22 protein-coding genes are annotated in these 26,433 nt (G+C 30.2%); 8 read left to right on the forward strand and 14 right to left on the reverse strand.

From position 1 onward, the window contains the following. Positions 1–41 precede the first annotated feature (41 nt). Both recU and AC0GLR_RS03365 read left to right on the forward strand, forming a co-directional pair. On the forward strand, positions 42–653 hold the full coding sequence (recU, locus tag AC0GLR_RS03360; RefSeq protein ID WP_495605357.1) for a Holliday junction resolvase RecU: 612 nt from the start codon (positions 42–44) through the stop codon (positions 651–653). 1 nt (position 654) lies between these two features. Further along, positions 655–2,979 carry a transglycosylase domain-containing protein gene (locus AC0GLR_RS03365; protein ID WP_495605358.1) on the forward strand — a complete coding sequence of 775 codons (2,325 nt, stop codon included), beginning with the start codon at positions 655–657 and terminating at the stop codon, positions 2,977–2,979. 40 nt (positions 2,980–3,019) lie between these two features. On the opposite strand, the gene AC0GLR_RS03370 is transcribed toward AC0GLR_RS03365, so the two are convergent. From AC0GLR_RS03370 to AC0GLR_RS03380, 3 genes are read right to left on the reverse strand one after another with little or no spacing between them, the layout of a single operon-like run. Next, positions 3,020–3,724, reverse strand: a complete 705-nt coding sequence (locus AC0GLR_RS03370; RefSeq protein WP_495605359.1) for a DnaD domain-containing protein — start codon at positions 3,722–3,724, stop codon at positions 3,020–3,022. A 25-nt stretch (positions 3,725–3,749) separates the two neighbouring features. Then, the gene (locus AC0GLR_RS03375) at positions 3,750–4,253 is read right to left on the reverse strand and encodes a cell wall elongation regulator TseB-like domain-containing protein (protein WP_495605360.1); all 504 of its coding nucleotides are present in this window, start codon (positions 4,251–4,253) and stop codon (positions 3,750–3,752) included. Positions 4,254–4,308: 55 nt separating this feature from the next. After that, on the reverse strand, positions 4,309–7,122 hold the full coding sequence (locus tag AC0GLR_RS03380; protein ID WP_495605413.1) for a helicase C-terminal domain-containing protein: 2,814 nt from the start codon (positions 7,120–7,122) through the stop codon (positions 4,309–4,311). A gap of 129 nt (positions 7,123–7,251) precedes the next feature. Here AC0GLR_RS03380 and mvk point away from each other — a divergent pair, with 129 nt between their 5' ends. Genes mvk through fni form a run of 4 tightly spaced genes read left to right on the forward strand, consistent with a single transcriptional unit; the run spans position 7,252 to position 11,319 of the window. Continuing rightward, positions 7,252–8,193 carry a mevalonate kinase gene (gene mvk / locus AC0GLR_RS03385; protein WP_495605361.1) on the forward strand — a complete coding sequence of 314 codons (942 nt, stop codon included), beginning with the start codon at positions 7,252–7,254 and terminating at the stop codon, positions 8,191–8,193. A 9-nt stretch (positions 8,194–8,202) separates the two neighbouring features. Beyond that, positions 8,203–9,192, forward strand: a complete 990-nt coding sequence (mvaD, locus tag AC0GLR_RS03390; protein WP_495605362.1) for a diphosphomevalonate decarboxylase — start codon at positions 8,203–8,205, stop codon at positions 9,190–9,192. A gap of 16 nt (positions 9,193–9,208) precedes the next feature. Next, entirely contained in the window at positions 9,209–10,276 is a 1,068-nt protein-coding gene (locus AC0GLR_RS03395; protein WP_495605363.1) for a phosphomevalonate kinase, read from the forward strand. An 11-nt stretch (positions 10,277–10,287) separates the two neighbouring features. After that, on the forward strand, positions 10,288–11,319 hold the full coding sequence (gene fni / locus AC0GLR_RS03400) for a type 2 isopentenyl-diphosphate Delta-isomerase (RefSeq protein WP_495605364.1): 1,032 nt from the start codon (positions 10,288–10,290) through the stop codon (positions 11,317–11,319). 44 nt (positions 11,320–11,363) lie between these two features. On the opposite strand, the gene AC0GLR_RS03405 is transcribed toward fni, so the two are convergent. Continuing rightward, positions 11,364–12,704, reverse strand: a complete 1,341-nt coding sequence (locus AC0GLR_RS03405) for an RsmF rRNA methyltransferase first C-terminal domain-containing protein (protein ID WP_495605365.1) — start codon at positions 12,702–12,704, stop codon at positions 11,364–11,366. Beyond that, positions 12,691–14,211, reverse strand: a complete 1,521-nt coding sequence (gene glpK, locus AC0GLR_RS03410) for a glycerol kinase GlpK (RefSeq protein ID WP_495605366.1) — start codon at positions 14,209–14,211, stop codon at positions 12,691–12,693. The genes AC0GLR_RS03405 and glpK overlap by 14 nt, the downstream gene beginning before the upstream one ends. Before the next feature lie 154 nt (positions 14,212–14,365). On the opposite strand from glpK, the gene AC0GLR_RS03415 reads away from it, so the two are divergent. Both AC0GLR_RS03415 and yjeM read left to right on the forward strand, forming a co-directional pair. After that, positions 14,366–15,790, forward strand: a complete 1,425-nt coding sequence (locus tag AC0GLR_RS03415; RefSeq protein WP_495605367.1) for a C69 family dipeptidase — start codon at positions 14,366–14,368, stop codon at positions 15,788–15,790. Between the two features lie 15 nt (positions 15,791–15,805). After that, a complete protein-coding gene (gene yjeM, locus AC0GLR_RS03420) occupies positions 15,806–17,299 on the forward strand; it encodes a glutamate/gamma-aminobutyrate family transporter YjeM (protein WP_495605368.1) in 1,494 nt (497 codons plus the stop codon). Positions 17,300–17,340: 41 nt separating this feature from the next. Here yjeM and rplS read toward each other — a convergent pair whose 3' ends face one another. The 9 genes from rplS to smc all read right to left on the reverse strand — a co-directional run bounded on the left by rplS (position 17,341) and on the right by smc (position 26,425). Beyond that, positions 17,341–17,700, reverse strand: a complete 360-nt coding sequence (gene rplS / locus AC0GLR_RS03425) for a 50S ribosomal protein L19 (protein ID WP_495605369.1) — start codon at positions 17,698–17,700, stop codon at positions 17,341–17,343. 118 nt (positions 17,701–17,818) lie between these two features. Beyond that, positions 17,819–18,565, reverse strand: coding sequence for a tRNA (guanosine(37)-N1)-methyltransferase TrmD (trmD, locus tag AC0GLR_RS03430; protein WP_495605370.1), 747 nt, complete (start codon positions 18,563–18,565; stop codon positions 17,819–17,821). 1 nt (position 18,566) lies between these two features. After that, positions 18,567–19,082, reverse strand: a complete 516-nt coding sequence (rimM, locus tag AC0GLR_RS03435; protein WP_495605371.1) for a ribosome maturation factor RimM — start codon at positions 19,080–19,082, stop codon at positions 18,567–18,569. A gap of 67 nt (positions 19,083–19,149) precedes the next feature. Then, a complete protein-coding gene (locus AC0GLR_RS03440; protein ID WP_495605372.1) occupies positions 19,150–19,395 on the reverse strand; it encodes a KH domain-containing protein in 246 nt (81 codons plus the stop codon). An 8-nt stretch (positions 19,396–19,403) separates the two neighbouring features. Then, positions 19,404–19,682 carry a 30S ribosomal protein S16 gene (gene rpsP / locus AC0GLR_RS03445; protein WP_054646202.1) on the reverse strand — a complete coding sequence of 93 codons (279 nt, stop codon included), beginning with the start codon at positions 19,680–19,682 and terminating at the stop codon, positions 19,404–19,406. An 82-nt stretch (positions 19,683–19,764) separates the two neighbouring features. Next, the gene (gene ffh / locus AC0GLR_RS03450; RefSeq protein ID WP_495605373.1) at positions 19,765–21,201 is read right to left on the reverse strand and encodes a signal recognition particle protein; all 1,437 of its coding nucleotides are present in this window, start codon (positions 21,199–21,201) and stop codon (positions 19,765–19,767) included. Between the two features lie 11 nt (positions 21,202–21,212). Beyond that, complete coding sequence (locus AC0GLR_RS03455) at positions 21,213–21,572, reverse strand: putative DNA-binding protein (protein WP_495605374.1); 360 nt, start codon at positions 21,570–21,572, stop codon at positions 21,213–21,215. A 6-nt stretch (positions 21,573–21,578) separates the two neighbouring features. Further along, the gene (gene ftsY, locus AC0GLR_RS03460) at positions 21,579–22,889 is read right to left on the reverse strand and encodes a signal recognition particle-docking protein FtsY (RefSeq protein ID WP_495605375.1); all 1,311 of its coding nucleotides are present in this window, start codon (positions 22,887–22,889) and stop codon (positions 21,579–21,581) included. A 2-nt stretch (positions 22,890–22,891) separates the two neighbouring features. Beyond that, positions 22,892–26,425, reverse strand: a complete 3,534-nt coding sequence (gene smc, locus AC0GLR_RS03465) for a chromosome segregation protein SMC (protein WP_495605376.1) — start codon at positions 26,423–26,425, stop codon at positions 22,892–22,894. Positions 26,426–26,433 lie beyond the last annotated feature (8 nt).

Here is a 26,433-nt window from a genome sequence, read left to right on the forward strand (position 1 = left end):
ACGCAATAAGATTGCATGAATTATTTAATGGGGAGCTTAGATTGACTATCAATTATCCAAATGGAAATGATTATTCACCAAAAGACAAACAGTTAAAAAAAAAGAATAGAATTAATTACGGCGATCGAGGGATGTCTTTGGAACAAGAAATTAATTTAAGTAATGAATATTATTTAAATAAAGGAGTTGCTGTGATTCATAAGAAACCAACTCCAATTCAAATTGTAAAAGTAGATTATCCGAAGCGAAGTGCAGCAGTTATCAAAGAGGCCTATTTTAAACAAGCATCAACAACTGACTATAATGGCATTTTCAAAGAAAAATACATTGATTTCGATGCAAAGGAAACTAATAACAAAACTTCTTTCCCATTGAATAATTTTCATCAACATCAAATTAAACATATGCAACAATGCTACAAATTAGGAGGAATTTGTTTTTCGTTAATTAAATTTGTTAAAACAAATGAATTATTCGTTCTAAATGGAGCAGATTTGTTTTTTTACTGGGAAAGACAATCTAAAGGCGAAAGAAAATCTATTTCTAAACAAGAATTAGAAAAAACAGGATATAAGCTAAGCTATCAAATCAATCCTCTTATTCCATATTTGGATGCGGTTGATAAAATTATTGATAACAATGGAGGAAAATAAAATGAGCTCAGATGAAACGTATTCTAGGATGAAGAAAAATCAAAGGCATCATGGGCCGGTATTTCACATTATTATGTGGATTATTTTCTTTGTTTTTTTACTTATTTTGATGGGATGTGGATTGTTTGCATACTACGCGGCAACTGCTCCTAATATTTCTTATCACACACTTTCTAGCGATAACTCTACTACTATTTACGATAAAAATGGAAAAGTGATTTCTAGACTGGGAATGCAAAATAGAGATTATGTTAAACAACAAGACATTCCAGATAATTTAAAAAATGCAATTATTTCTATTGAAGATCGTCATTTTTATTCTGATAAAGGTGTAGATCCAATTAGAATTATGGAAGCTGCCGGGAGTGATTTAATTGGCGCCGGGGGCGGATTACAAGGTGGAAGTACATTAACTCAGCAATTAGTAAAATTGTCTGTATTTTCAACCAAATCTTCAGATCAAACATTTAAACGAAAAGCGCAAGAAGCTTGGTTAGCCATTAAAGTTGATCGTGATTATAGTAAACAACAAATTATGGAATTTTATGTAAATAAGGTTTATATGGGAAATAATTCTTATGGTATGCAAACAGCGTCACAATTATTATTTCATAAGCCTTTAAATAAAATTGATCTTTCACAAACAGCTTTATTAGCTGGATTACCCCAAGCACCTGTTGCATATAATCCAGTTAACAATCCTAAATATGCTCAGATGAGAAGAGACACAGTTTTAGAAGCAATGGTTCGTAATAAGTCAATTAGTCGTTCGCAGGCTGATAAAGCTGAAAAAGAAAGTGTAAAAAAAGGACTTCATACAAAAAACGTTAATAAGACACCAACGCAAAAAGATGAAAAATATGCTGACGGCTATATTAGTCAGGTTATTCAAGAATTAAAAAATAAGGGGTATAATCTTACTTCTGGTAACAAAGTTTATACAAACTTAGATATGAACACGCAAAAACACATGTATAAGTTAGCAAATGATAAGAATTCTGGGATGGATTTTCCCAATAAAGATTTTCAAATTGGTGCAACAATGGTGGATCCACATAATGGTAAAGTTGTATCAATGTTAGGAAGTCGAAAACAAAATGTATTATTTGGATTAAATCGAGCCGTTCAAACTGATCGTTCAAGTGGTTCAACCATGAAACCGTTAATGGATTATGGTCCAGCAATTGAATATCTTAAATATCCAACCTATCAACCAATTAAAGATACACCATTTACTTATCCCGGGACTGGTAAAGAGTTAAATGATTTTGATAATAAACATGAGGGTACCATCACGATGCGGCAAGCACTTATAGAGTCTCGTAATATTCCAGCAATTAGAACTTTACAAGCAGTTGGTATTCCCCAAGCAACAACTTTCCTTAATGGTTTGGGAATGAAATTTAAACAACCGCTTGATTTGCAAAACGGTATTGGTGCTTATATTTCAACAGAACAAGAAGCTGCTGCTTATGCTGCTTTTGCTAATGGTGGTATTTATCACAAACCTTACATGATTAATAAGGTTGTTACTCCAACTGGCGAAGCAAAGCATTATAGTTCTACTAGTCACAGAGCCATGTCTACTGCTACCGCATTTATGATGACCGATATGCTTAAAGGGGTCATGACTGATGCAAAAGGCTCTGGAACAGCAGCTAAAATTAATGATTTATATGAAGCTGGTAAAACTGGTACCGTTCAATACCCTGGTAATTATCTTGGTAAGTTTCCTAAAGATGCAAGCATGGATTCATGGTTTACTGGTTATACTAAAAACTTATCATTGTCAGTGTGGACTGGTTATGATCGTCCACTTGAAGATGGTCATTATGTATCTCAGTCCCAGACTAAGATCGCTCAAAAATTTTATAAAGAAACAATGGAAAAAGCTTCTGAAAACCTACCAAATGAAAATTGGGATAAACCATCTGATGTAGTTAAAACTCACAAAGACAACGCAACTCAATATTACATTGTTGGTTATCCTGGTGATTCAGATGCTAAAATTTCACATAATTCTACTCAAGCGCAGCAAGCATCCAATGATAAGTCTGTTGTTAATAACAATTCTAATAATTCACAAAATAATACAGAATCAAAAAGCAATGATGACAACACTAATGGCGGGACTTCGGCTGCCAATGAAGAAACACCAAATGACGATAATAAGAACAATTCTACAAATAGCAATCAATCCAATGACAGTCAAAATAATGGTAACCAGCAGCCAAATGATGCCCAAAATAAAAATAACCAGGATGCTCAAAATCAACCTAATAATGCTGATAATACCAATAATAATGGCGAAGATAATAACAATTAGAATAAAACAAACCCCAGACTTAATAAGTCTGGGGTTTGTTTTATTTTTTTTGAATTTTAAATATTGGTATTTTAGGACCATCATTACTATTGTTTGATTTAATATTACTTTTCCTTTTATTTCGTTGTTCTTCAACTTGAGCTGCAGTTTGAATATTAGACTTTTTCCAATTTAGCAATATTCGATCCATATATTTTAGATTATAGACTTGATTTAATACTGCCTCTTTCAGAGCTAAATTAACTAATTTAGGAGAATAATTATCTTTATCAAACCAAGCATTAATAGTTTCTAACTCAAGTGGAGAAAGCATTCTGCCAAACTCTTTGCTAATCATATCAAAGGTTTCTTTTTTTTCACTTTTTTCATTATTACTTTTTGTCTTAGAAACATCCATTTTATAATCAGTAATTGATTCTTTATTATCCATAAACTGATTCATTTTTCTAACTAATGGATCTAAACTGTATTCGTCTTTATTAGTATTAGTACTAGTTTTAATTGAAATCAACTTTTTAGTTACTAATTGGTGTAGAATCTCATAGATTTCATTCTCAGTTAATCCAGTTGCCGTAGACAGCTTTTTAGCATTCGGAAACGAATCACCTTGAATACGAAAATAATTTAACTCTAAAATAATTATTAATTCAACAGAATTAATCCCTAATTTAGAAAAGTTAGTTAATAAAAAACCGGAAACATTAATCGAACCAAAATTTAAATATCGAATTAATTTATCGTCCATATAGCAGCCTCCTATTTATATTTAACTAAACATTATTGATTTTAGAAATGATATGACCATTATAAAAATTAATTGTAGCATAACTCATTTTATTATTTTCAGAAGACATTGAAACTATCCAAACGGGTTTGTTTTTTACTAATGACAATCCAATATTAGTAATTTTTTTATTTTTATTTCCACCAAGAGAAATATTTTTTGCTTTATTGGGAGATATTCCATCATCATGTTTGATAACTTGAATATTTTTCCAATTTTTAGAAACTATTGCGTAAGCTGGTTTTCCATCTTGGTTATACCCAGATACTGAATAATATGTTTTGTCTAAATTAGAAGTATAAAATTCATTAATTCCATGGAATTTAGCATGTTTTTCTACCAAACTAACTGTAATTTTCTTGGTTTTAACTTGTGGTTCTTTAGCTTGATGAATAATTATAACAGCCATTATTAATAAGAAAATTAAAAATATAACTAATATTTCAAATATTTTCATCAATTTTTTACGTCTAATCCATTTTTTTCGCATCTTAAAATCCTCTTCTTAGCTTAATAGCTTAATTATAGCAAATAACGGCTACTTTTTAATGATGTTGCTTTAAGAATTCAGCTTGTTTTTTCGCAATTATATCTATTTCTCCAATTTCTGGATCTATTCCATTATCAATCGCTTTTAAAATTTGTTTTCCATATTTTTTAGTTATAATTCGATTATCAAGAATTGTAATAACTCCAAAGTCCTGGTTATTTCGAATTAATCGCCCTATCCCTTGCTTTATATCCATAATAGCTTGTGGTAACGAATAACTAGTGAAAGGATTCTTTTTTTTCTCTTTTAAATATGATGCTCTAGCTTTGACTACCGGATTATTTGGCGAAGAAAATGGTAGCCTAGGAATAATAATAGATTTTAAATAATGTTTTGGGAAATCAATCCCCTCCCAAAACGCGTTTGAACCAAGAATAATTGAATTTGAATTAGCTTCAAAACGTTTAATAATTTTTTCTTGACTCCCAGATATACCCGATGCAAGAACAGCATAAGCACCATTTTTTTCATTTAATTTTTCATAAACCGCTTTAATTAAATTTAACGAATTAAACAACACCAATGTGGGTTGTGGATTTTCTTTAAATAATTTTTGAATTGAATTTGCCAAAAAATTAACATATTCATCATTTTCATAATTTTCTGGAATTGGTGTTTCATTAGAAATTGCTATTTGACTTTGTTTACCATAATCAAATGAACTTTTTAGACGTTTCATTCTAGTATTACTTCGATGTAAGTCCAATTGATCATAAATATATTGCGATTTTTTTGATGTGAATAAAACTGATCCAGTAAAAACTGTCGGTTCAAAATATTTATAAACTTTTTTATTAAGATTACTACTAGCGTCAAATCTAGCAGTTGATAGATAAACGTTATTAATATCCATGTCATCTGAATAATTTAACCAAAAAACTTCAGAATCATAGCTTACTTTTGCTTGATTGACTATCTTTTGAATATCAGTAATAAAATCAGTAATATGATTAATATGATTATTAAATTGAAGAAAAATTTTGTAATCTGATGTCGTCCACTTTTGTTCATTTTGAGAAATCTTAATATTAATTTGATTTAATATTAATTTGATTTGCTCATTTAATTTAAATTGTTTTTTTAAATCATTATGAGCGTTTTCAAAATACTTATTGAGTTTGTTATTTTTTAATCCAATTTCATGTTGTTCTCGAGATAAATGATGCATAAAATATTGTTGAAATTGTTTCAATAATTTTGAATTAATCTCAAAAACTTCATCAATTTTTTTCATAATCTTTTTGAGTTCATTATCTAACGATACATCGCCGGCAAAGATATCAGTTAAATTTTCATTATGAGTTTGAAAAACATCATTTTTAATCCGTCCAATATATAACTTAATTGTTCCTAACCAAAGTGATTTTTTTTGGGAATCAAATGCTACATCTGCTAAACGATGTGCTTCATCTATAATTAAATAAGGAACGGTATGCAATTCATCATGAATTTTTTTTGCATTTTCAAATAAATAATTATGATTAACCAATATCACATCTGAAACTTGAAGCTGTTTTTTTTGCCACTCTAAAAAATCATATTCTCCAAATTCATTATCAAAATTATTGGTGCCAGATTGATAACTGATTTGTTTTAAAATCGCTGCTTTATTTGAGAGATGTAATTCATCTAAATCACCTGAAGTTGTTTCAGTTAGCCAAACCAAAATTTGTGCTTTAATAAATTGTGATAATTTATTGTCATCTTTAATTACTAAATTATTAATAAATCTTGAAAGATCTATATAATGGCTTTTTCCTTTTAAAATGCTTGTATTCAGATCAAATCCAAAATAATCATTAATATCAGTCTTTAAAATTTGGTTTAATTGTTGTTGCAATGCTATTGAAGCGGTACTAATTACCACAGGGTTACCCTTAGCCGCTATAAAAGCCATTGGTAAAAGATACCCAAGTGTTTTGCCACTTCCAGTTGGGGCTTCGATTAAAAGGTTATTAGTTTTTTTTTGTGAATCAGTATAATTTCGATAAATTAAATTCATCATTTTACTCTGAGATTCACGCCATTGAAATTTATCTTTTAATAATAATTGCTTTTGATGTTTAGTTTTTGGAAATTTTTTTTCAGTTACTTGATTATTATTTAATTTAATTTGATGTTTTCGTAGGATAAGTCCTTCAATATTAATCAAATCATCTGATAATGAATCATTATTATTTGTGTGTAGTTTTTCTTGATAAATTGATTTAATAAAATCATTTGTTTGTTGTGGTAAATCTAAATTAATTTCTAAAATGCTCTTTATGGTATTTATTGGTAATGACTTAATTTTATTATAAATAATTACCAGTAAATCAGCGGTTGCTTTAGCATCACTAAATGATGAATGCGGATGATCATGTAAAATATGAAAATGACTACTCAAGTTACTCAAACGATAACTAGTCAGTGTTGGAAAAAAAATCTGCGAAAGAGTTACTGTATCAATTGCATCGTTAGATAAAGATGGATATCCAACTTTTTCCAATGAATTATTTAAAAAAGGGAAATCAAAATTAACATTATGAGCTACAAAAACAGTATCTTTTATTTTTTTATAAATGGTTGGTGCTAGTTGATCAAAAGTTGGATAATCTTTAATTGTTTCTTCAGAGATACCCGTGAGTTTTGTAATTTCCTGTGGAATTTCTTCCCCATTATTTACGTACGTAGAATAAGAATCGATAACTTTACCATTTTGTACAAAAACAGCACTAAATTGAATTATTTGATCTCCATTATTTATATCAGTTCCAGTTGTTTCCATATCAACAACCGAATATACTGTATCTTTATTCGTAATAATCACCAACTTTCATTTCTAACTAAAACAATTTTACTACAAGTTAGCAATATTCGATAATGTCAATATGCTTGAATGCTAGAAATAAATTAATTTGTGATAAAATGAGACTATTAAGAAAGCGAGCGATTATTAATGAAAAATAGTGCCTCTGGTAAAAGTCATGCCAAAGTTATTTTTTTGGGTGAACATAGTGCAGTATATAATAAACCTGCCATTATCTTTCCCCTACCTCAAGTTAAAGTTTGTGCAACTATTAAAAAAAGTAAAAATCAGCAGTCAATAATTCATAGTTCTTATTTTAATGGTAATCCTAGTAAACTACCTGCTACTATGGATGGATTGAAACTATTAATCATAAAATTAGATGACTATCTTAATTCGCAACAAATCCCTTTAGACATTAAGATTAACAGTGAAATCCCCTTGGGAAGAGGTATGGGATCTTCGGCTGCAATCGCAACTGCTATTATTCGTGGATATTTCAATTTTTTTGAAAAGCAATTAAATGTTAATACTTTAAAAATGTTTACTGATATTGAAGAAAATGTTACACATGGGAATCCAAGTGGAATTGATGCAAAAACGGTTAGTTCTACACATCCAGTTTTATTTGAAGCAAAGGAATTTTATGATTTTCCTTCCAAATTAAATGGTTATTTAGTGATTGCTGATACAGGGATTTCTAGTAACACACGAATAGCGGTTAATAAAGTACGTTCTGAATTATCAAATAATAAAACTAAAATATTACAAATTATTGATAATTTAGGAGTTTTAGTTGAAGATGCTAAAAAAACAATTTTATCTGATGATATTAATCAAACGGGTAAAATTATGAATTTAGCTCAACAAGATTTAAATCAACTTAAAGTTAGTTCAAGAGAAATTGAAAAATTAATAAAAATATCAGTACAAGCTGGTGCCGTAGGTTCTAAATTAACTGGTAGTGGTTTAGGTGGCTGTATAATTTCACTTGCTCCAGATAAACAAATAGCTGTTAATATTAAAAACGATTTATTAAAAAATGGGGCAGCACATGTTTGGATTCAATCATTACAAGAATTAAACGATTAGGAGTAAACCATGACAGTTGAAAATCAAAATAATTCCAAGGTACGTGCTCATACTAATATTGCATTAGTAAAGTATTGGGGAAAAGAAAATGAATCATTAAAAATTCCGACCACTAGTAGTTTGTCATTAACATTAGACAAATTTTATACCGATACGGAAGTAACATTTAAAAATGAATTAGCAGCTGATCAAATTGTATTTGATGGTAAAGTTATTAAAGGAAATAAGGCAAACCGAATTATTAATTTCTTAAATATTGTCCGAGAAATGGCCGGTAAAAATATTTTTGCAGAGGTTAAAACATCAAATAACGTTCCAACTGCCGCAGGATTAGCTTCCTCTGCTTCTGGATTCGCTGCATTAGCAGGAGCTGCTAGCAAAGCGATAGGATTAAAATTAAACAAAAAAGAACTATCGAGACTAGCTAGAAGAGGTTCTGGATCCGCCACGCGATCTATTTATGGTGGATTTGTGGAGTGGCAAAAAGGATTTGGCGATCAAACTTCAATTGGAGTTCCTTACATTGAAAAAGTTGATTGGAATATTCATGTCGTTGCAATTTTGGTTAACAAATCAGAAAAAGAAATGACTAGCACCCAAGGGATGAAAATTTCAAAAGACACCTCTCCCTATTATGTTGAATGGAAAAAACTTTGCAAACGGGACCTTAAAAATATTAAAATAGCAATTAAAGCTCATGATTTTAGTAGTATGGGCAAAATTGCAGAAGAAAATGCTATGCGAATGCACGCATTAACGTTAAGTGCAGATCCAGATTTCACCTATTTTGATGCTGATTCATTAAAAGTTATGAAATTAGTTCATAATTTACGTAAAAAAGGAATTGAATGTTACTTTACTATGGATGCAGGTCCAAATGTGAAAATTTTAGTAGAAGACCATAATCTAGTAAGTTTGCGTCAAGAACTACAAAAGGATTTTGACGAGGATAAAATTGTGATTGCCTCGCCAGGTCCTGGAATTAAATATTTAAAATAAGAAAGAAGTTACTAATTTGATTACAACTAAGGCTCCTGGAAAAATTTATATTGCTGGAGAATATGCTGTTGTTGAAAATGGCAATCCCGCTATTATAGCTGCGGTTAATCGTTTCGTTACCGTTAATTTAAAAAAAACTACAGGGATTGGACTGATTACTTCAAAACAATATGAAAATCATATGTTACGATGGCATCGAGTAGATTCAAAAATGGTTGTCGACAATCGTGATAACCCTTTTCAATATATTATTTCTGCTATTAATGTTACAGAAGAATATGTTCAAACGTTAAATATTCCTGCACAAACATATGAGATTAATGTTAACAGTACATTGGATAATGGTGATGGAAAAAAATATGGGTTAGGATCATCTGCAGCTGTAACAGTAGCAACTATCAAAGCACTCTGTGAGCTATATCAATTAAAAATTACTAAAATCGAATTATTTAAATTAGCTGCAATTTCTCATTTTGCTGTTCAGGGCAATGGATCATTGGGAGATGTGGCATCTAGTGTTTTTGGTGGGATTATTTCATATAGTTCTTTTGACCGACAATGGTTAGCAGATTTCCGCAAAAAAATATCTATTAAAGAGCTTCTCAAATTACAATGGCCAGATTTAGAAATTATTCCTTTAAAAATCCCCAATTCATTAAAATTTTTAGTTGGCTGGTCTGGATCCCCTTCTTCAACATCTAATTTGATTGATAAAGTTGAATTAAAAAAAGGAAAAAATAAATCACGTTACCAAAAATTCCTTCATGATAGTAATAAATGTGTAAGAGAAATTACAAATGGATTTAGACAAAATAATATTCGAATAATTATGAATAATATTAAATGGAATCGATTATTATTGCGAAATTTAAGTAAATTTGCTCATGTTGATATTGAAACCCCTGCTTTGACAAAATTAATTAAAATTGCTGACGAGTTTGGTGGTGCAGCAAAAACATCTGGAGCTGGTGGTGGAGATTGTGGAATTGTTTTAATTGAAAAAGAATGTGATATCAATCATCTTATTAAAGACTGGAAAGAAAATGGAATTCAAAGACTTGACATTAGTATTTATGAACATTAAGGAGTTTTAGGATGTTAAACCAACATTCCCATAGAAAAGATGAACACGTTTCTTTAGCTAAAAAATTTCATCAAGAGCAATCAAATGCTGGATTTGATGATATTCACTTTATGCCTAACTCTTTACCAGAAATTAGCAAAAACGAAGTTGATATTTCGACACAAATTAGTAATTTAAAATTTAATGTTCCCTTTTATATTGAAGCAATGACCGGCGGGAGCGAGTTCACTAAAAAATTAAATCAAAAACTAGCTAGAATTGCTAAAAATACTGGAATCGCAATGGCAGTTGGAAGTGAAAGGGTTGCCTTAAAATATCCTGAAACACGTGATAGTTTTTCAATCGTCAGACAGGTTAACCCAAAAGGAATTTTAATTGCTAATTTGAGTGCTGATGTTTCTTTAGATGAAGTTGACGCTGCAATTGAACTAATTAATGCTAATGCAATTGAAATCCATATTAATACAGTTCAAGAGATTATTATGCCAGAAGGATCATCAGTATTTAAATGGATTGAGAATATTAAAAAAATTGTAGAACATGTGACCATACCCGTAATTATTAAAGAAGTTGGTTTTGGAATGGATTCGGCTTCTCTTCAAAAATTAAAAAATATAAACGTTAGATACGTTAATATTGGTGGACGTGGCGGGACTAACTTTGCACAAATTGAGAATTTCCGACGTAAAAATAAGGAAATGCAATATTTAGAAAATTGGGGCATAACTACTGTTCAATCTCTATATGAGGCTCAGAAAGTTGATGGATTACAAATCATCGCCACTGGTGGGATTACAAATCCCTTAGAAATTGTTAAATCATTATATTTGGGTGCAGATGCAGTTGGTGTGGCCAGTGAAATATTAGTGAGCTTAATTGATAATGGTGTTGAAAAGACAGAAATTATGATTAATTCATGGATTGATGGAATAAAATCAATTTTTACTATTTTAGGTGTTAAAAACATTCAAGAATTGCGTACTAAAAAAACAGTTCTTAGCCCCGAATTACTTAGTTATTTAAAACAAAGAGAAATCAAATAAAAAATAATGCTCTAACCTGTTAATCATTGGTTAGAGCATTATTTTTATACTTTAAATCTTAAGCCTTTGGGGAAAAAATTTTTCAAAGTTCCATTAACAACTTTACCAAATCCAACTCCCATTTCATCACATTGAATTAAATACCAGCCTTTTTCTAAATCTTTATCGACTTTAATCGTATCTCCATGAACATATGATTTCCATTGATTTCTGTCAATTTGGACTTTTCTTTTAACATTTTTAGGATTGATAGCTAGTGCAAGTCCATAACTAGGTTCAATTCGATTTTTTTTAACCATACCTAATTGCGTTCCTGGTTGCATAACTTTTAATCCTTGTAAATTTGGTATCTCAGGATTAAAAGAATATAACATATTCCCAAACTTTAAAAGATGTTTTGGATCAAAATCAACGAAAGTATCATTGGCAAATTTTTTCCATTCCTTTCGAAGATCAGATTTTACATTTGATTTTTGCAAATTAAATTTCTTGATCGATTTTGGATCGTTATTTTGTAATTTAGCCACAAAGTGTCCATCTCCCCTAAACAAATACGGAAAAAGCCGGACAGTCTTAGTTAATTCTGTGTTTCCATTAGCCCAATCTGGTTTTCCATCAACCATTCCTTCATATTTTTTAATTGGTAAAACCTTAAAATTATAATTTTCTAATATCCAAGCAATGATTTGTTCGTCTTCTTCAGGAGCAAAGGTACAAGTTGAATAAATTAACTGTCCACCTGGTTTAAGCATTTTAACTGCTTCAGCAATAATTTCTTTTTGGCGGAATGCACAATCTTTTGGATAATCAACTGACCAATATTTCGTAGCATCATGATTTTTACGAAACATTCCTTCTCCTGAACATGGTGCATCAATTAAAATTTTATCAAAATATTGTTTAAAATGACTAGACATTCCTTGAGGTGTTTCATTCAAAATTAATGGATTCCAAACTCCAAACCTTTCAAGGTTTTCCACTAATATCTTAGCCCGCCCTCGATCAATTTCATTTGAAACTAATAATCCGGTGTTATTTAATAAACTAGCAATTTGAGTAGATTTACCACCTGGGGCAGCACATAAGTCTAAGATTTTTTCTCCCGATCGAGGGTCAACTACTTGAGCCACAAACATTGCTGAAGGTTCTTGACTATAAACGTATCCACTTTGATGTTCAGGAGTTTTACCATCGACTTTACCATAATATCCATTTGAAACATACTCAATTGGAGAATCAAAATTTTCATGGATATTTGCAGTTGGTTTTAATTCATTAATTCGAAACCCGTTATCTGGATTATCATCAAAGCTTTTTATAAACTCATCATATTCATTTCCCAATAATTTTTGATATTTAGTTTTAAATTCCTCAGGAAGTTTCATTACTTTTCCCCTTTTTAAATTCACTAGTTGCCTTAACAGCCATTTTCCATCCAGAATATAGTTTATTGCGAGTTTTTTGATTTATCTGCGGATTAAAGTGGATGCCAGAGGTTTTATTTTTTTGCAATTCATTAGTATCTTTCCAGTATCCCACTGATAATCCAGCCAAATAAGCCGCCCCTAATGCTGTTGTTTCAGATATTTGCGATCTTTCAATTGTCTTATTTAAAATATCTGACTGAAATTGCATTAAATAATTGTTTTTAGATACACCGCCATCTACTACTACTGATTTTAGTTTGATTCCAGTTTCATTTACCATTGTTTCTAAGACATCTTTTGTTTGATACCCTAAGGATTCCAAAGTTGCACGCACAATTTGTTCTTTAGTGGTATGCATAGTTAAACCTAAAATAGATCCGCGGATATTTTGATTCCAATAAGGTGCTCCTAATCCAGAAAATGCCGGTACTACATAAACTATTTCCGATGATTTAGCAGTTTGAGCTATTTTTTCTGATTCAGAAGCATCAGTAATAAGTTTAATTCCATTTTTCAACCATTCAATGGCAGCTCCTGCAGCAAAAATACTTCCCTCATAAGCATAGGTTATTTCCCCATTAAGACCATAGGCAATCGTGGTTAGTAATCCTTGTTTAGATAGTTTAACAGTATTACCTAAATTCATCATTATAAAAGCGCCAGTACCATATGTGTTTTTAGTCATCCCAGGCTTTAAAGCTAGCTGTCCAAACAAAGAAGCTTGCTGGTCGCCCGCAATTCCTGAAATTGGAATTTGGACTCCCATAAAAGTAAAATCTTGTGTATAACCGTAAATATGAGAGGAATCTTCAACTTTTGGCAATATCTCTTGAGGAATATCTAAAATATTTAATATTTCTTGATCCCATTTTAAATCATTAATGTTAAACAACATAGTTCTACTAGCATTAGTATAATCGGTAGCATGCACTTTTCCATTAGTTAGCTTCCATAATAACCAGGTATCTATGGTTCCAAACATTAATTCACCCTTTTGAGCTTTTTTTCTAGCCCCTTCAACATGATCTAAAATCCACTTTATTTTAGTAGCAGAAAAGTAAGAGTCAATCAATAAACCAGTTTTTTCATGAATTAATTTTTCATAACCATCTCGTTTTAGTTGATTAGCAATTAGAGCAGTTTGCTTTGATTGCCAAACAATCGCATTATAAATAGGTTTACCTGTATTTTTATCCCAAATAATCGTTGTTTCTCTTTGATTACTAATTCCAATTGAACGAACTTTATATGGGGGAATTTCACTTTTAAAAAGCACCTCGGAAATCACAGTCTCAACAATATTCCAAATCTCATTTGCGTCTTGTTCAACCCACCCAGAATGTGGAAAGTATTGTGTAATTTCTTTTTGTGCTTTTCCAATTTCTTTTCCTTGATGATTAAATAAAATAGCACGAGCAGATGTAGTTCCTTCATCGATTGCCATTACGTATTGTTCGTTTTTCATGTTTAACTCCATCAAATTAACTTAATATAATAATTATAACCTTTATTGGTTTTTCTTCATAACTATTCATTATCATGAATTATAAATTAGCTTGGTGTACAATTAAAATATAGGATGTTCTTTTAAAACTAAAATAAGGAGTATTTTTTTAATAATGAATAATAATTATTCAGCATGTACAAGTATTTTGGTTGGTAGAAAAGCAACTACAGATGGAAGTACTTTGATTGGTAGAAATGAAGACGCTAAATCAGCTTGGCCCAAACGTTTTATAGTTCATGAACACCAAAAATTAGTAGAGCAACCCAAATTTGTTTCTAAAGATAATAATTTTCAAATGCTATTGCCTAAAGAACGAGCAAAATATACTGCTACTCCAGAGTGGACCGATAAATTTGGTTTATTTGAAGAAGATGGTATTAATGAAAATAGAGTAGCAATGAGTGCTACTGAAAGTACTTATGCTAATAATCAAGTTCTTGGTGCAGATCCACTAGTAAAAAATGGTATTGGAGAAGAAGCAATGGTAACCGTGGTTCTTCCATATATTAAAACTGCTAAAGAAGGCGTACAAAGGCTAGGTAAAATTGTGAGTGAATATGGAGCCTCTGAAACAAATGGAATTCTCTTTTCTGATTGTAAAGAAGTCTGGTATTTTGAAATTGGGTCTGGTCATCATTGGGTTGCTGAAAGAATCCCAGATGACGAGTATGCAGTTGTAGCAAATCAAATGGCAATTCAAAATATTAATTTTGATGATCCTATCAATTTCCAATGGTCACCTAATATTATTGAGTTTGTTAGTCAAAACAGATTGAATATTAATAGAAAAGGTTTTAATTTTAGAGAAATTTTTGGCACCCAAAACCAATCAGATACTTATTACAATACCCCTAGAGTTTGGTACGGACAAAAAATATTTAATCCTGACATTGAACAAAATCCAAATTCACAATGCTTGCCCTTTAGTCAGAAAGCTGAACATTTAATTTCCGTATTTGATGCTCAATCATTTTTAAGTTCTCATTACCAAGGAACCGTTTTTGATCCAATTGGAACTGGAACTAAAACAGAAAAAACTAAATTTAGACCTATTAGTTTAGCTAAAACACAAGAATCACATGTTTTACAATTAAACGATAATTTTCCACAACAAATCGGTGATATCCATTGGCTTTTAATGGGAGTTGGTGCTCAAAGTACTTATGTTCCATTTTTCGCTGGAATCACAGATACTCCTGAAGAATATAAATATCCAGTCGGAAAAGATTATGATGCTAAGTCTGCTTATTGGGTTTATAAATTGGTTGGGGTCCTTGTTGATCCTCATTATTTAGAATTTGGAGAACAACTAACCAAGGTACAAAATCAACTAGTTCAAAATTATATTCAAATAATTAATGAAACTATTCAGGAATCAAGTAACCTTAATGGTAAAGACTTAAATAAATTAGCAAACAAACAAAGTAACAAAGCCGCTGTCATGGCTATGGAATCTTTTAGAAAACTTGCATCTCAGTTTATTACGCAATCAACTGATTTTTCTCCATTAAATTATCATCAAGATTTGAATCTTTAAGGGGGATGTAATCATATGAAAAATAATAAAAAAATGAGTGTAAGTGGTTTAGTTTTAATGATTCTTTCTTCAATTTTTGGTTTTGCTAACGTAACTGTTGCATATGATCAAATGGGTTATGCAAGTATTATTTGGTATATTTTTGCAGCGTTAGTCTTCTTTTTACCTACTGGATTAATGTTTGCTGAGTATGGATCTTCATTTAGCAATGAAAAAGGTGGAATTTATTCCTGGCTAAAAAATTCAATTGGTGAAAAATTAGCTTTTATTGGAACTTTCATTTGGTTATCTGCTTGGATAATTTGGATGATTTCAGTTTCAAGTAAGGTTTGGATTCCAGTTTCAAATATTTTCTTTGGAACTGACAAAACTAGTACTTGGCATTTGTTTGGAATTTTCTCATCAATGCAAACTATAGGAATTTTAGGTATTCTTTGGGTGTTAATTTCTACTCTTTGTGCTACAAAAGGATTTAATCAAATTTCAAAAGTGGCCAATATTGGCGGAATTTTTTCGATTATTTTACCAGTTTTGTTTGTAATAATTTCGATTTTTATTTTGTTTACAAATCATGGTAATTTAGCCGAACCGATTCATGGAATGTCTACTTTTATTAAATCTCCTAATCCATTATTTTCGAGTCCAATCGCAGTAATGTCGTTTGTTGTTTATGCGATTTTTGCATACGGTGGAATGGAATCTATGGGAGGAATCGTTGATCAAGTTGATAATCCTAAACGTAATTTCCCTCGTGGAGTAATTATTGGTGGAATTATTATGGCAGTAATTTATTCTGGAGCTATCTTTTTTGTCGGAGTAACTGCAAATTGGCAACAGGTTTTAGGTAAAGGAAGCGTTAATTTAGGTAATATTACTTATGTTCTTGTTAGTAACCTTGGATATGTTTTGGCCAAGACTATAGGAGCTTCTCCTACTACTGCTATTATAACTGGAGAATGGTTTGCACGTTTTGCCGGATTAAGCATGTTTTTGGCATATATTGGTTCATTCTTTGTTCTAATATATTCTCCAATTAAATCATTTATTGAAGGCTCAGACACCAAAATTTGGCCTAAACGAGTTACAAAACTCAATAAGCATGGAATGCCAGCGTTTGCAATGTGGATTCAGGCGGCTGCTGTGACTGTCGTTATTTTTGCGATTTCATTTAGTGGTTCAGGAGCACAAAAATTTTATCTTATTTTGACTGATATGGGGAATATTTCTAGTACTTTTCCCTACCTTTTCTTAGTTGGTGCGTTTCCATTTTTCAAAAAATTAAAAAATATCGAAAGACCGTTTGTTTTTTATAAAAATAAATTATTCACCTCAGTAGTTGTCACAGTTATTATGATTGTTTTAATTCTTGGAATTGGATTTACAGCTATTGAACCAATTTTAACCAAAGACTACGAAACAGCGTTTTGGACAATTTTTGGACCAATCGCATTTGGAATAATTGGTTGGGTCATATATGATATTGGAACACATAAACAAAAAAATAGTTAAAAAAAGAGATTAGACTTTTATGTCTAATCTCTTTTTGGTTTTTAACGTTTTTTGAAAGATTGCTTGATACGAGCAGCTTTCCCTTGACGATCACGTAAGTAATAAAGCTTAGAACGACGTACTTTACCGTGTCTAATAACTTCAATTTTTTCAACACGTGGCGAATTTAATGGGAAAATTCTTTCCACTCCAACACCATTACTAATCTTACGAACAGTATAAGTTGCTTGAATACCAGCACCATGACGTTTAATTACAACACCAGTGAAGTCCTGAATTCTTTCATTGTCACCTTCAACAACTTTAACTGATACCTTAACAGTATCACCAGAACGAAAGTCTGGAATATCTGAACGTAACTGATCACTATTGATCTTTTCAATCAATTTGTTTTGACGCATAATAATTTCTCCTAACTAGCACTCTTATCTATTCGACAGCGGAATACTGTTGTATTTAGCCTAACGACCATTATAGATTATAGCATAAAAATTTAAAAATAGTAAAGATTAATTTACATTATTCTTCTTCAATCTTAACTTCAGCAAGTAATTTAATTGCTCTTTTAGATAGTTTTTTATAATTAATTAAATCTGGACGTCTCAAATAAGTCTTTCTTAAAGATTCTTTTAATCTCCAATCAGAAATTTTTTGATGATCTCCATTAGTTAATACTGCAGGAACTTTTTGACCTCTAAAATTAGCAGGACGTGTATATTGAGGAGCTTCCAATAATCCGCTTGAAAATGAATCATCTGTTGCTGATCCTTGATTTCCAAGCACTCCTGGGATCAACCGTGCAATGGCATCAATCATAACCAAAGTGGGTAATTCCCCTCCGGTTAGTACATAATCTCCGATTGAATATTCATCAGTAACAATCTGCTTAATTCGCTCATCGTATCCTTCATAATGACCACATAAGAAAGTTAAATGTTCTTCTTTGGATAACTCCATTGCAGTATTTTCATCAAATTTTTGCCCAGCAGGATCAGTTAAAATAACTCGTCCGGTTGAAATATCATTTTCTTTTGCCACTTGTTGAGTATAATCAAATGCATCTATAATTGGTTGAGGTTGCAACAACATTCCTGCTCCACCACCATAAGGCGTATCATCAACATTATGATGCTTATTAGTAGAATAATCTCTAAAATTTGTAATATCAATATTCAAAAGATCTCGACTAATTGCTTTTCCAATAATAGATGCATTTAAAGGTCCTTTTAAAATGTCTGGAAAAAGACTTAAAATATCTATTTGCAAACTATTCCAATCCTTTCAACATTTCAACAATTACTATACCGTTTTCTAAATCAACTTTTTTAATTACATCATCAATCTTAGGTAATAATAAATCTTTTTGATTTTCACGTTTAACAACCCATACATCGTTTGGACCAAGATCCATAATATCTTTAATTTCGCCCAATTTATTATTATTAGTATCAAAAACAGTTAACCCAATAATTTGATGATAGTAATAAGCACCAGGTCGTAATTCATCTTCTTTTTGTTGTTCCTGTTTTATTTTTAATAATGAAGGTTTAAGATATTCAACATCATTAATTGAATTGAGTCCTTTAAAATGAAGTAAAATAAAATTTTTATGTTTTCTAGACCCGTCAATTTTAAGGGGAACGATTTCATTACTTTTAGGAAAAGCATATACAATTGCTCCGACCTTAAACCGTGAATCTGGAAAGTCAGTAATAGCTTGGACTCTCACTTCTCCTTTAATTCCTTGAGTATTAACGATTTCTCCAACATTTAAATATTGCATAATTCACCTGTTCTAATGTTCTAAAAAAACACTTAAATAAAACTTAGTTTTATTTAAGTGTTTCTATTTATTTACCGTCATTAATAATAAGTTTAATTCGCTTATTATCAGGAACATGGACACTATAAACAATAGCACGAATTGTTTGAGCAACTCTTCCACGTTTCCCAATCACACGACCAACATCTTTTTCATTTGTTGATAAAATATATTCATGAAAATCATCAGTATCTTGATGAACTATTTTAATATCATCAGGAAATTTAACTAACGGTTTAATAATGGTTTTTATTAAATTATCAAAATTAATCATAATTAAAGTTATTTCTTATTAGCAAGCTTTAAATCATGAAGTTTTTTCATAATTCCAGCATCTGACAAGATATTTCTAACTGTATCAGAAGGCTTTGCGCCTTTTTCTAACCAATTAAGAATATTTTCTTCTTCTAGAGTTACTTGGTTTTCTTGAATTAATGGATTATAAGTACCCACATTTTCAATATAACGACCGTCACGAGGACTACGTGAATCAGCAACTACAATACGGTAAAATGGATTTTTCTTTGAACCCATACGTTTTAAACGAATTTTAACAGACATAGTGACACCTCCTATAAGTTTCTTAACACTTATTATAATAACAAGAATATTTTGTAATGTAAAGAGTTTTTTCTTTACACCACTATTTTTTCTTTTTCTTACGACGGCGTTTATTTTTTTTCATTTTACGACTCATACGTTTCATAGCCAGATTGGATAATTTGCTCATTCCACCACCCATTCCAGTTGCTTTCATCATATTCTGCATTTCAGACATGTTACCATTTGATACTTGGTTCATCATTTTTTTCATTTGATTGAATTGTTTAATCAAACGATTAACATTTTGAATTGGCTGAGCAGACCCGCGGGCAATTCTTCTTCTTCTTGAAGGATTTAATACATCTGGATCTTCACGTTCTTCATTAGTCATAGAATAAATAATTGCTTTGATCTTTTCTAAATCTTTTGGATCCATATTAACGTTTTTCAAAGCAGGATTATTAGCCATTCCAGGAATCATACCAATAATATCTTTTAAAGGTCCCATATTTTGAATTTGTTGTAACTGATCTAAAAAGTCATCAAAATTAAAAGAATTTTCTTTGATTTTTTCAGTTAATTCTTTTGCTTTCTTTTCATCAACATTTTTTTGAGTTTTTTCTACTAATGATAGAACGTCCCCCATTCCCAAAATACGAGAAGCCATTCGATCTGGATGAAAGACATCTAAATCATTCATCTTCTCGCCTTGACCAATGTAAAGAATTGGTTTCCCAGTAACTGCTTTAATTGATAAAGCTGCTCCACCACGGGTATCACCATCAAGTTTAGTTAAAATAACACCAGTTAAATCTAGCGCATCGTTAAAGCCTTCTGCTGTATTGACAGCATTTTGCCCAGTCATCGCATCAACTACTAAGAGAATATCAGTTGGATTAGCAACTTCTTTGATATTTTGGAGTTCTTTCATTAATTTTTCATCAATTTGTAGTCGACCAGCAGTATCAATAAAAACATAGTCATTATGATTTTCTTTAGCTTGTTTTAACCCATCCTTAACAATTTTAACTGGATCAACATCTGTGCCCTCTTCAAAAACAGGAACGTCAATCTGATTACCAATTTGTTGTAATTGTTCAATAGCAGCTGGTCGATATACATCCGCTCCTATTAATAATGGTCGAGCATTATCATCGGTTTTTAAACGATTTGCTAATTTTCCAACAGTAGTAGTTTTACCTGCCCCTTGAAGTCCAACCATCATTATAATTGTTGGTATTTTGGGTGCTTTTATTAAAGAAGTAGTTTCTTCACCCATCATTTGTGTTAATTCATCATCAACAATTTTAATAATTTGTTGTGCTGGATTTAATCCTTCAAGAACATTTTCTCCATTTGCTTTAGCTTGTACTTTTTTTACAAAATCACGAACAACTGAAAAATTAACATCAGCATCTAACAATGCTAATCTAATTTCCCTCATTGTAGCGCGCAAATCTGCTTCACTAATTTTACCCTTACCACGCAGATTTCTAAATGCATTTTGTAATTTGTCAGTTAACCCTTCGAATGCCATTTTATAACCTTCTATTCTTCTTCTATTTTTTCTAATTTATCAATTAATTGATTAATATATTTATCATTATTATATGTTTTTTTAACATAATCCTGTAGATTATCAATTATTTTGTTTCTTTTTAGAAATTTATTATACAAACCCATTTTCGCTTCATATTTTTCTAAAGTTTGCTCAGTTCGTCGTATATTATCATAAACTGCTTGACGACTGACATTGAAGTTTTCTGAGATCTCTCCTAATGATAAATCATCTGCATAATACTGACAAACATAATCAGATTGCTTGGAAGTTAATAAACTTCCATAAAAATCAATTAAAGCATTAACTCGGTTATCCTTCGCTAATTTTAAATCGAAGTTTTCATTCATGAATTATTATTCCTTTATTAAGCCTTTAAAAAGTCCGTAAACAAATTCTTTGGGATCAAAATCTTGCAAATCATTTACTGATTCTCCCAATCCTACATATTTAACTGGAATTCCAAGTTCATTTTTAATTGCAATAATTATTCCACCACGTGCAGTACCATCCAACTTAGTTAATACTAAACCTGATATATTAGCGACATCTTTAAACATTTTAGCCTGAACTAAAGCATTTTGACCAATAGTAGCATCAATTACAAGTAATACTTCTTGTGGTGCACCAGGGATTTCGCGAGTAATAATTTTATTCATTTTTTCTAATTCGTTCATCAAATTAACTTTGTTTTGTAGACGTCCCGCAGTATCAACAAATAAAATATCATAATTTTCTTTTTTGGCTCGTTCGACAGCATCGTAAACCACCGAAGCTGGATCACTACCTTCCTTTTTTTTGACAATATCTACATGATCACGTTTAGCCCACTCATCAAGTTGTTCAATAGCTCCAGCTCTAAATGTATCAGCAGCAGCAACCAAAACTTTCTTACCTGCTTCACGATATTTATTAGCCAATTTACCAATTGTAGTGGTTTTACCGGCCCCATTAACTCCAATAAATAAAATCACTGTTGGACCATCAGGGTTAATATTCAATTCTGATTTGCCATCATCTGGTGCATCATACATGTCAATTAATTTTTCAACAATAAAATTTTGTACTTCTGAAGTCTTTTTTATGTTATTTAATTTAACCGCTTCTTTTAGTTGGTCACTAATTTCGGTTGCTGTTTTGACTCCAACATCTGACTCAATTAAAGTATCTTCTAAATCTTCAAAAAATTCATCATCAACGGATCTAAAATTAGCGAATAAACTATTTAACTTTTGACCTAATAACGAGCGTGATTTTGATAAACCGTGTTCATATTTTTTATCTTTGTCAATATCTTTTTCAATAGCATTGTCTTTATCATTATCCAATTCGGAATTTTCAAGACTAATGGATTCCATTTCATCATCATGCTTATCATTGTTTTCCAATTCAGATTTATCAGGATTATCATTTGACACGTCATTTTCAGATTTTTCTATGGTTTTAATTTCATTACTATCAGTTTCGGTAGTTTCATTTGAATCACGTGTCTCTTCTGAATTGTTTATATTTTCTGTTTCAACGTTAGTTTGTTGTCCAACATTTTCATTGTTTTGAGTCTCGTTGTTTTGTTGTTCAACATCTTCATTGTTTTGAGTCTGTTTACTTTCTTTTTCTAATTCACTATTTTCTTTGTTTTTCTTTTTGAAAATATCAAATAGTCCCATTTTTAATGCTCCTTACGTTTGTCATCATTTAAGTTTACCGATACTAGCTTTGAGATTCCAGAATCTTGCATAGTAATACCATATAGATTGTCAGCATAGATCATTGTTTCTTTCCTATGAGTAATAACTATAAATTGAATTTCAGACTTTAGGTTCTGAATATAACGAGCAAATCTATCAACATTTGCAGGATCTAGTGCAGACTCAGCTTCATCCAAAATTACAAATGGAACTGGCTTAACTTCTAAAATTGCAAATAGCAATGCTAAAGCTGTTAAGGCTTTCTCTCCACCAGATAATAAATTAATATTTCTAAATCTTTTTCCAGGTGGTTTTACCATAATATCAATTCCAGTAGTTAATAAATGGTGAGGATCATTTAATTCTAGCTTAGCTTCACCACCGCCAAAGATATTGCGGAAAACTTTAGAAAATACTCGAGAAATATTTTGATATGTTTTTTCAAAACGGACTTTAACTGTTTCATCCATTTTGTTCATAATGCTTAATAATTGATTTTTAGCTGTATTTAAATCATCCATTTGATGTTGCATAAAATCATAACGATCTTTAAGTTCTTCAAATGATTTAATTGCACCTATATTAACGTTACCAAGTTTAGTTATTTCTTGTTTAACATTTGCAATTTCTTGTTTAATTTCGTTAAAATTCAATGTTAATTTCGAAAAATTTCCATAATTAATTTCTAAATTTTTTAGTTTGTTTTTATTCTTTTGAATATTATCAGAAATCACATTGAGTTGTGACTGAAATTGATGAAGCTTTTCATTTTGATTAATTGTTTCAACTTGATTTTCACTAATTTGTTTATCAATTTTAATGATTTTTTCTTTACTAATCTTGGTTTTTTGCTTAATTTGATCAATTTTAATTTTAATATTTTTTATTGATTGTTGAATATAATCGGTATCTACCTTATTTAACCTAATAGTTTGATTTAATGCAACGGTTAATTCTTTAATTTTATTACTTGAATCTGATAATTGCCGATCAACATTTTGTAATTGATTAGTTAAATTACTCTTTTGCTTATTTAAATTTCTTTTTCGCTCATTAGAAACCACTAAATTTTGATTAACTTCATTCAAATTTTGTTTATTTTGATTTTCTTTTAATTTTAATTCATCAATTTCATTTTTTAATTCTTCATTTAACTTTTGATTATTTTCAATTTTTATTTGTAATTGTTTAATAAGGTCATTAAGTTCACGTGCATTATAACTTGGATTACTAAAACTTCCACTAAGTTTAATTTGTAACGCTTTAATATTTCGGTTAGTTTTTTCAAATTCGGTTTTATTTAAAGACAAATTTTTTTGTTTAATTTCTAATTTTGATTTTAAATCACTATTTAAGTTATAAAGTTTGTTCCTTTTTTGCTGAATTTCTTCATGAAATTCTTTGGCATGAGTAAGTTTTAATTCATCTGCTTTTAATTTTTCACTCATTTTTTCAACTTGACCATTAAGTTTTAATAATTTGTTTTTTTGACTTAAAATTCCTTCATTTTGACGTTGATTTTTACCACCCGTAATTGATCCGCCTGAATTAATCACATCGCCATTTAAAGAAACAAATTTAACTCGATGATGAACTACTTTACTTAATTCAGTAGCATGTTTCAAATTATCAGTAACTATTACGTTCCCCAATAAATGATTCTTTATTTTTTCCATATTTTTTGGCATTTTAACTAAGTTAGCTGCGATCCCAATAAAACCAGGCTTATTTTTAATTAAATCAAGGATTCTAGGACTAAGTAAACGTTCATTAATTTCTTGTAAGGGCAATAAAGTTACTCTACCTTGTTTATTTTTGTTCAAAAATTGAATTGCATTACGTGCATTATCCACATTATCAACGATTATCTGTTGAATCGAACCACTTAAAGTAGTCTCAATCGCAATTACATATTCTTTAGGAACACTAAGAAAATCGCTAACTGTTCCTAAAATACCCGATAATTTATTACGTTGTTTTAATAAATTACGTGTTCCTCGATAAAGATTGTTATGATTTTCTAACATTGACTGTAAACTATCTCGTTCCGTCTTTAGTTCTTGATAATTTCTAACATCGGCGTACCAGTTTTTTTGGTATATTTCAATTTGTTTTTCTATTTTATCAAATTGACTATTTATATCAGAAAATTGTTTATTAGCATTATTAATATTAACTTGTAATTCTTTTATGTCTGTTTCATCAGAAGTGATTTTAGTTTTAATTTCACTAATTTGATTTTGATAAGTTCTAATTTGTTTTTGCTGTTCTATTGATTCGTTGTTACTTTGTTGTGACAATTTTTGATTTAAACGTATTTCATTTCTTTTATTCGTTATTTGTTGCATTAAATCAACGTAATTACTGCGCGTTTTTTCTAATGCATTTTCCTTTTTATTTATTTGAAATGATAATTTTTGATTATTTGAAATGTGCTTTGATTTATCAAAGCTTTTAATACCATCTTTGATTTTTACTAATTCATTTTCAATTTTATTAATTTCATTGGTTAAAGTATCTCTTTGAATTTGCAAATCTGATATTTTTTTCTTTAATTCTTTTTTTTTCTGAGAATTAAATTGTTCTCTTTGTTTATTCAAACGTTCTTCACTATTAGCAGTTTCCAATGTTTTAGTATTCGTTAGAAGTTCTTGTTGGAGTTTTTCCTGTTTAATAGTTAGAGATTCAACATCATCATTGAGATTCTTTTTTTCAGATTTTAATTCATTTAATTGATGATCTACATCTAAACATTTTTGATTAAGTTTATAAATTTCACTAGATAATTGTTGCTTTTTATCCTCATCATGATTAATTTCAAGCTTAAATGCATTATATTCTAACTGACTTAAATACTTCTTTTTACGCAAATAAAGCGAAGCAGTTTCGCTTTGCTTTTTTAATGGGGTCATTTGTTTTTTTATTTCACTAGTAATGTCAGAAATACGGTCTAAGTTAGATTGCGTTTCTTCTAATTTTTTCTTAGATTCATTCTTTTGTTTTTTATATCGATATACACCAGCAGCAGTTTCAATAATAGAACGACGTTTTTCAACATCATCATCTAAAATTTCATCAACATTACCCTGCGAAATAATCGATAATGATCCTTCACCTAATCCTGTATCCATGAATAGATTATTAACGTCACGTAATAAACATTCCTTATCATTAATAGAGTAAATGCTTTCACCAGTTCGATAATAAGTTCTAGTGATTTTAACTTCGCTATAATCTGAATCTAAAAAATGAGTTGAATTATCAAAAATCAAACTAACTTCTGCACGATTTAAAGGATGACGGTATTTTGATCCAGAAAAAATAATGTCTTTCATTTTTTTGCCACGCAGACTTTTGGCAGATTGCTCTCCTAACGCCCATCGAACAGCTTCAATGACATTACTTTTACCGCTTCCGTTCGGACCAACAATTCCAGTTAATCCTTTTTGGAAATTTATAATTGTTTTATCAGCAAAAGATTTAAATCCCGCAATCTGAATTGATTTTAATTTCACAACAAAAT

The sequence above is a fragment of the Fructilactobacillus sp. YLN 2412 genome (assembly GCF_059488745.1).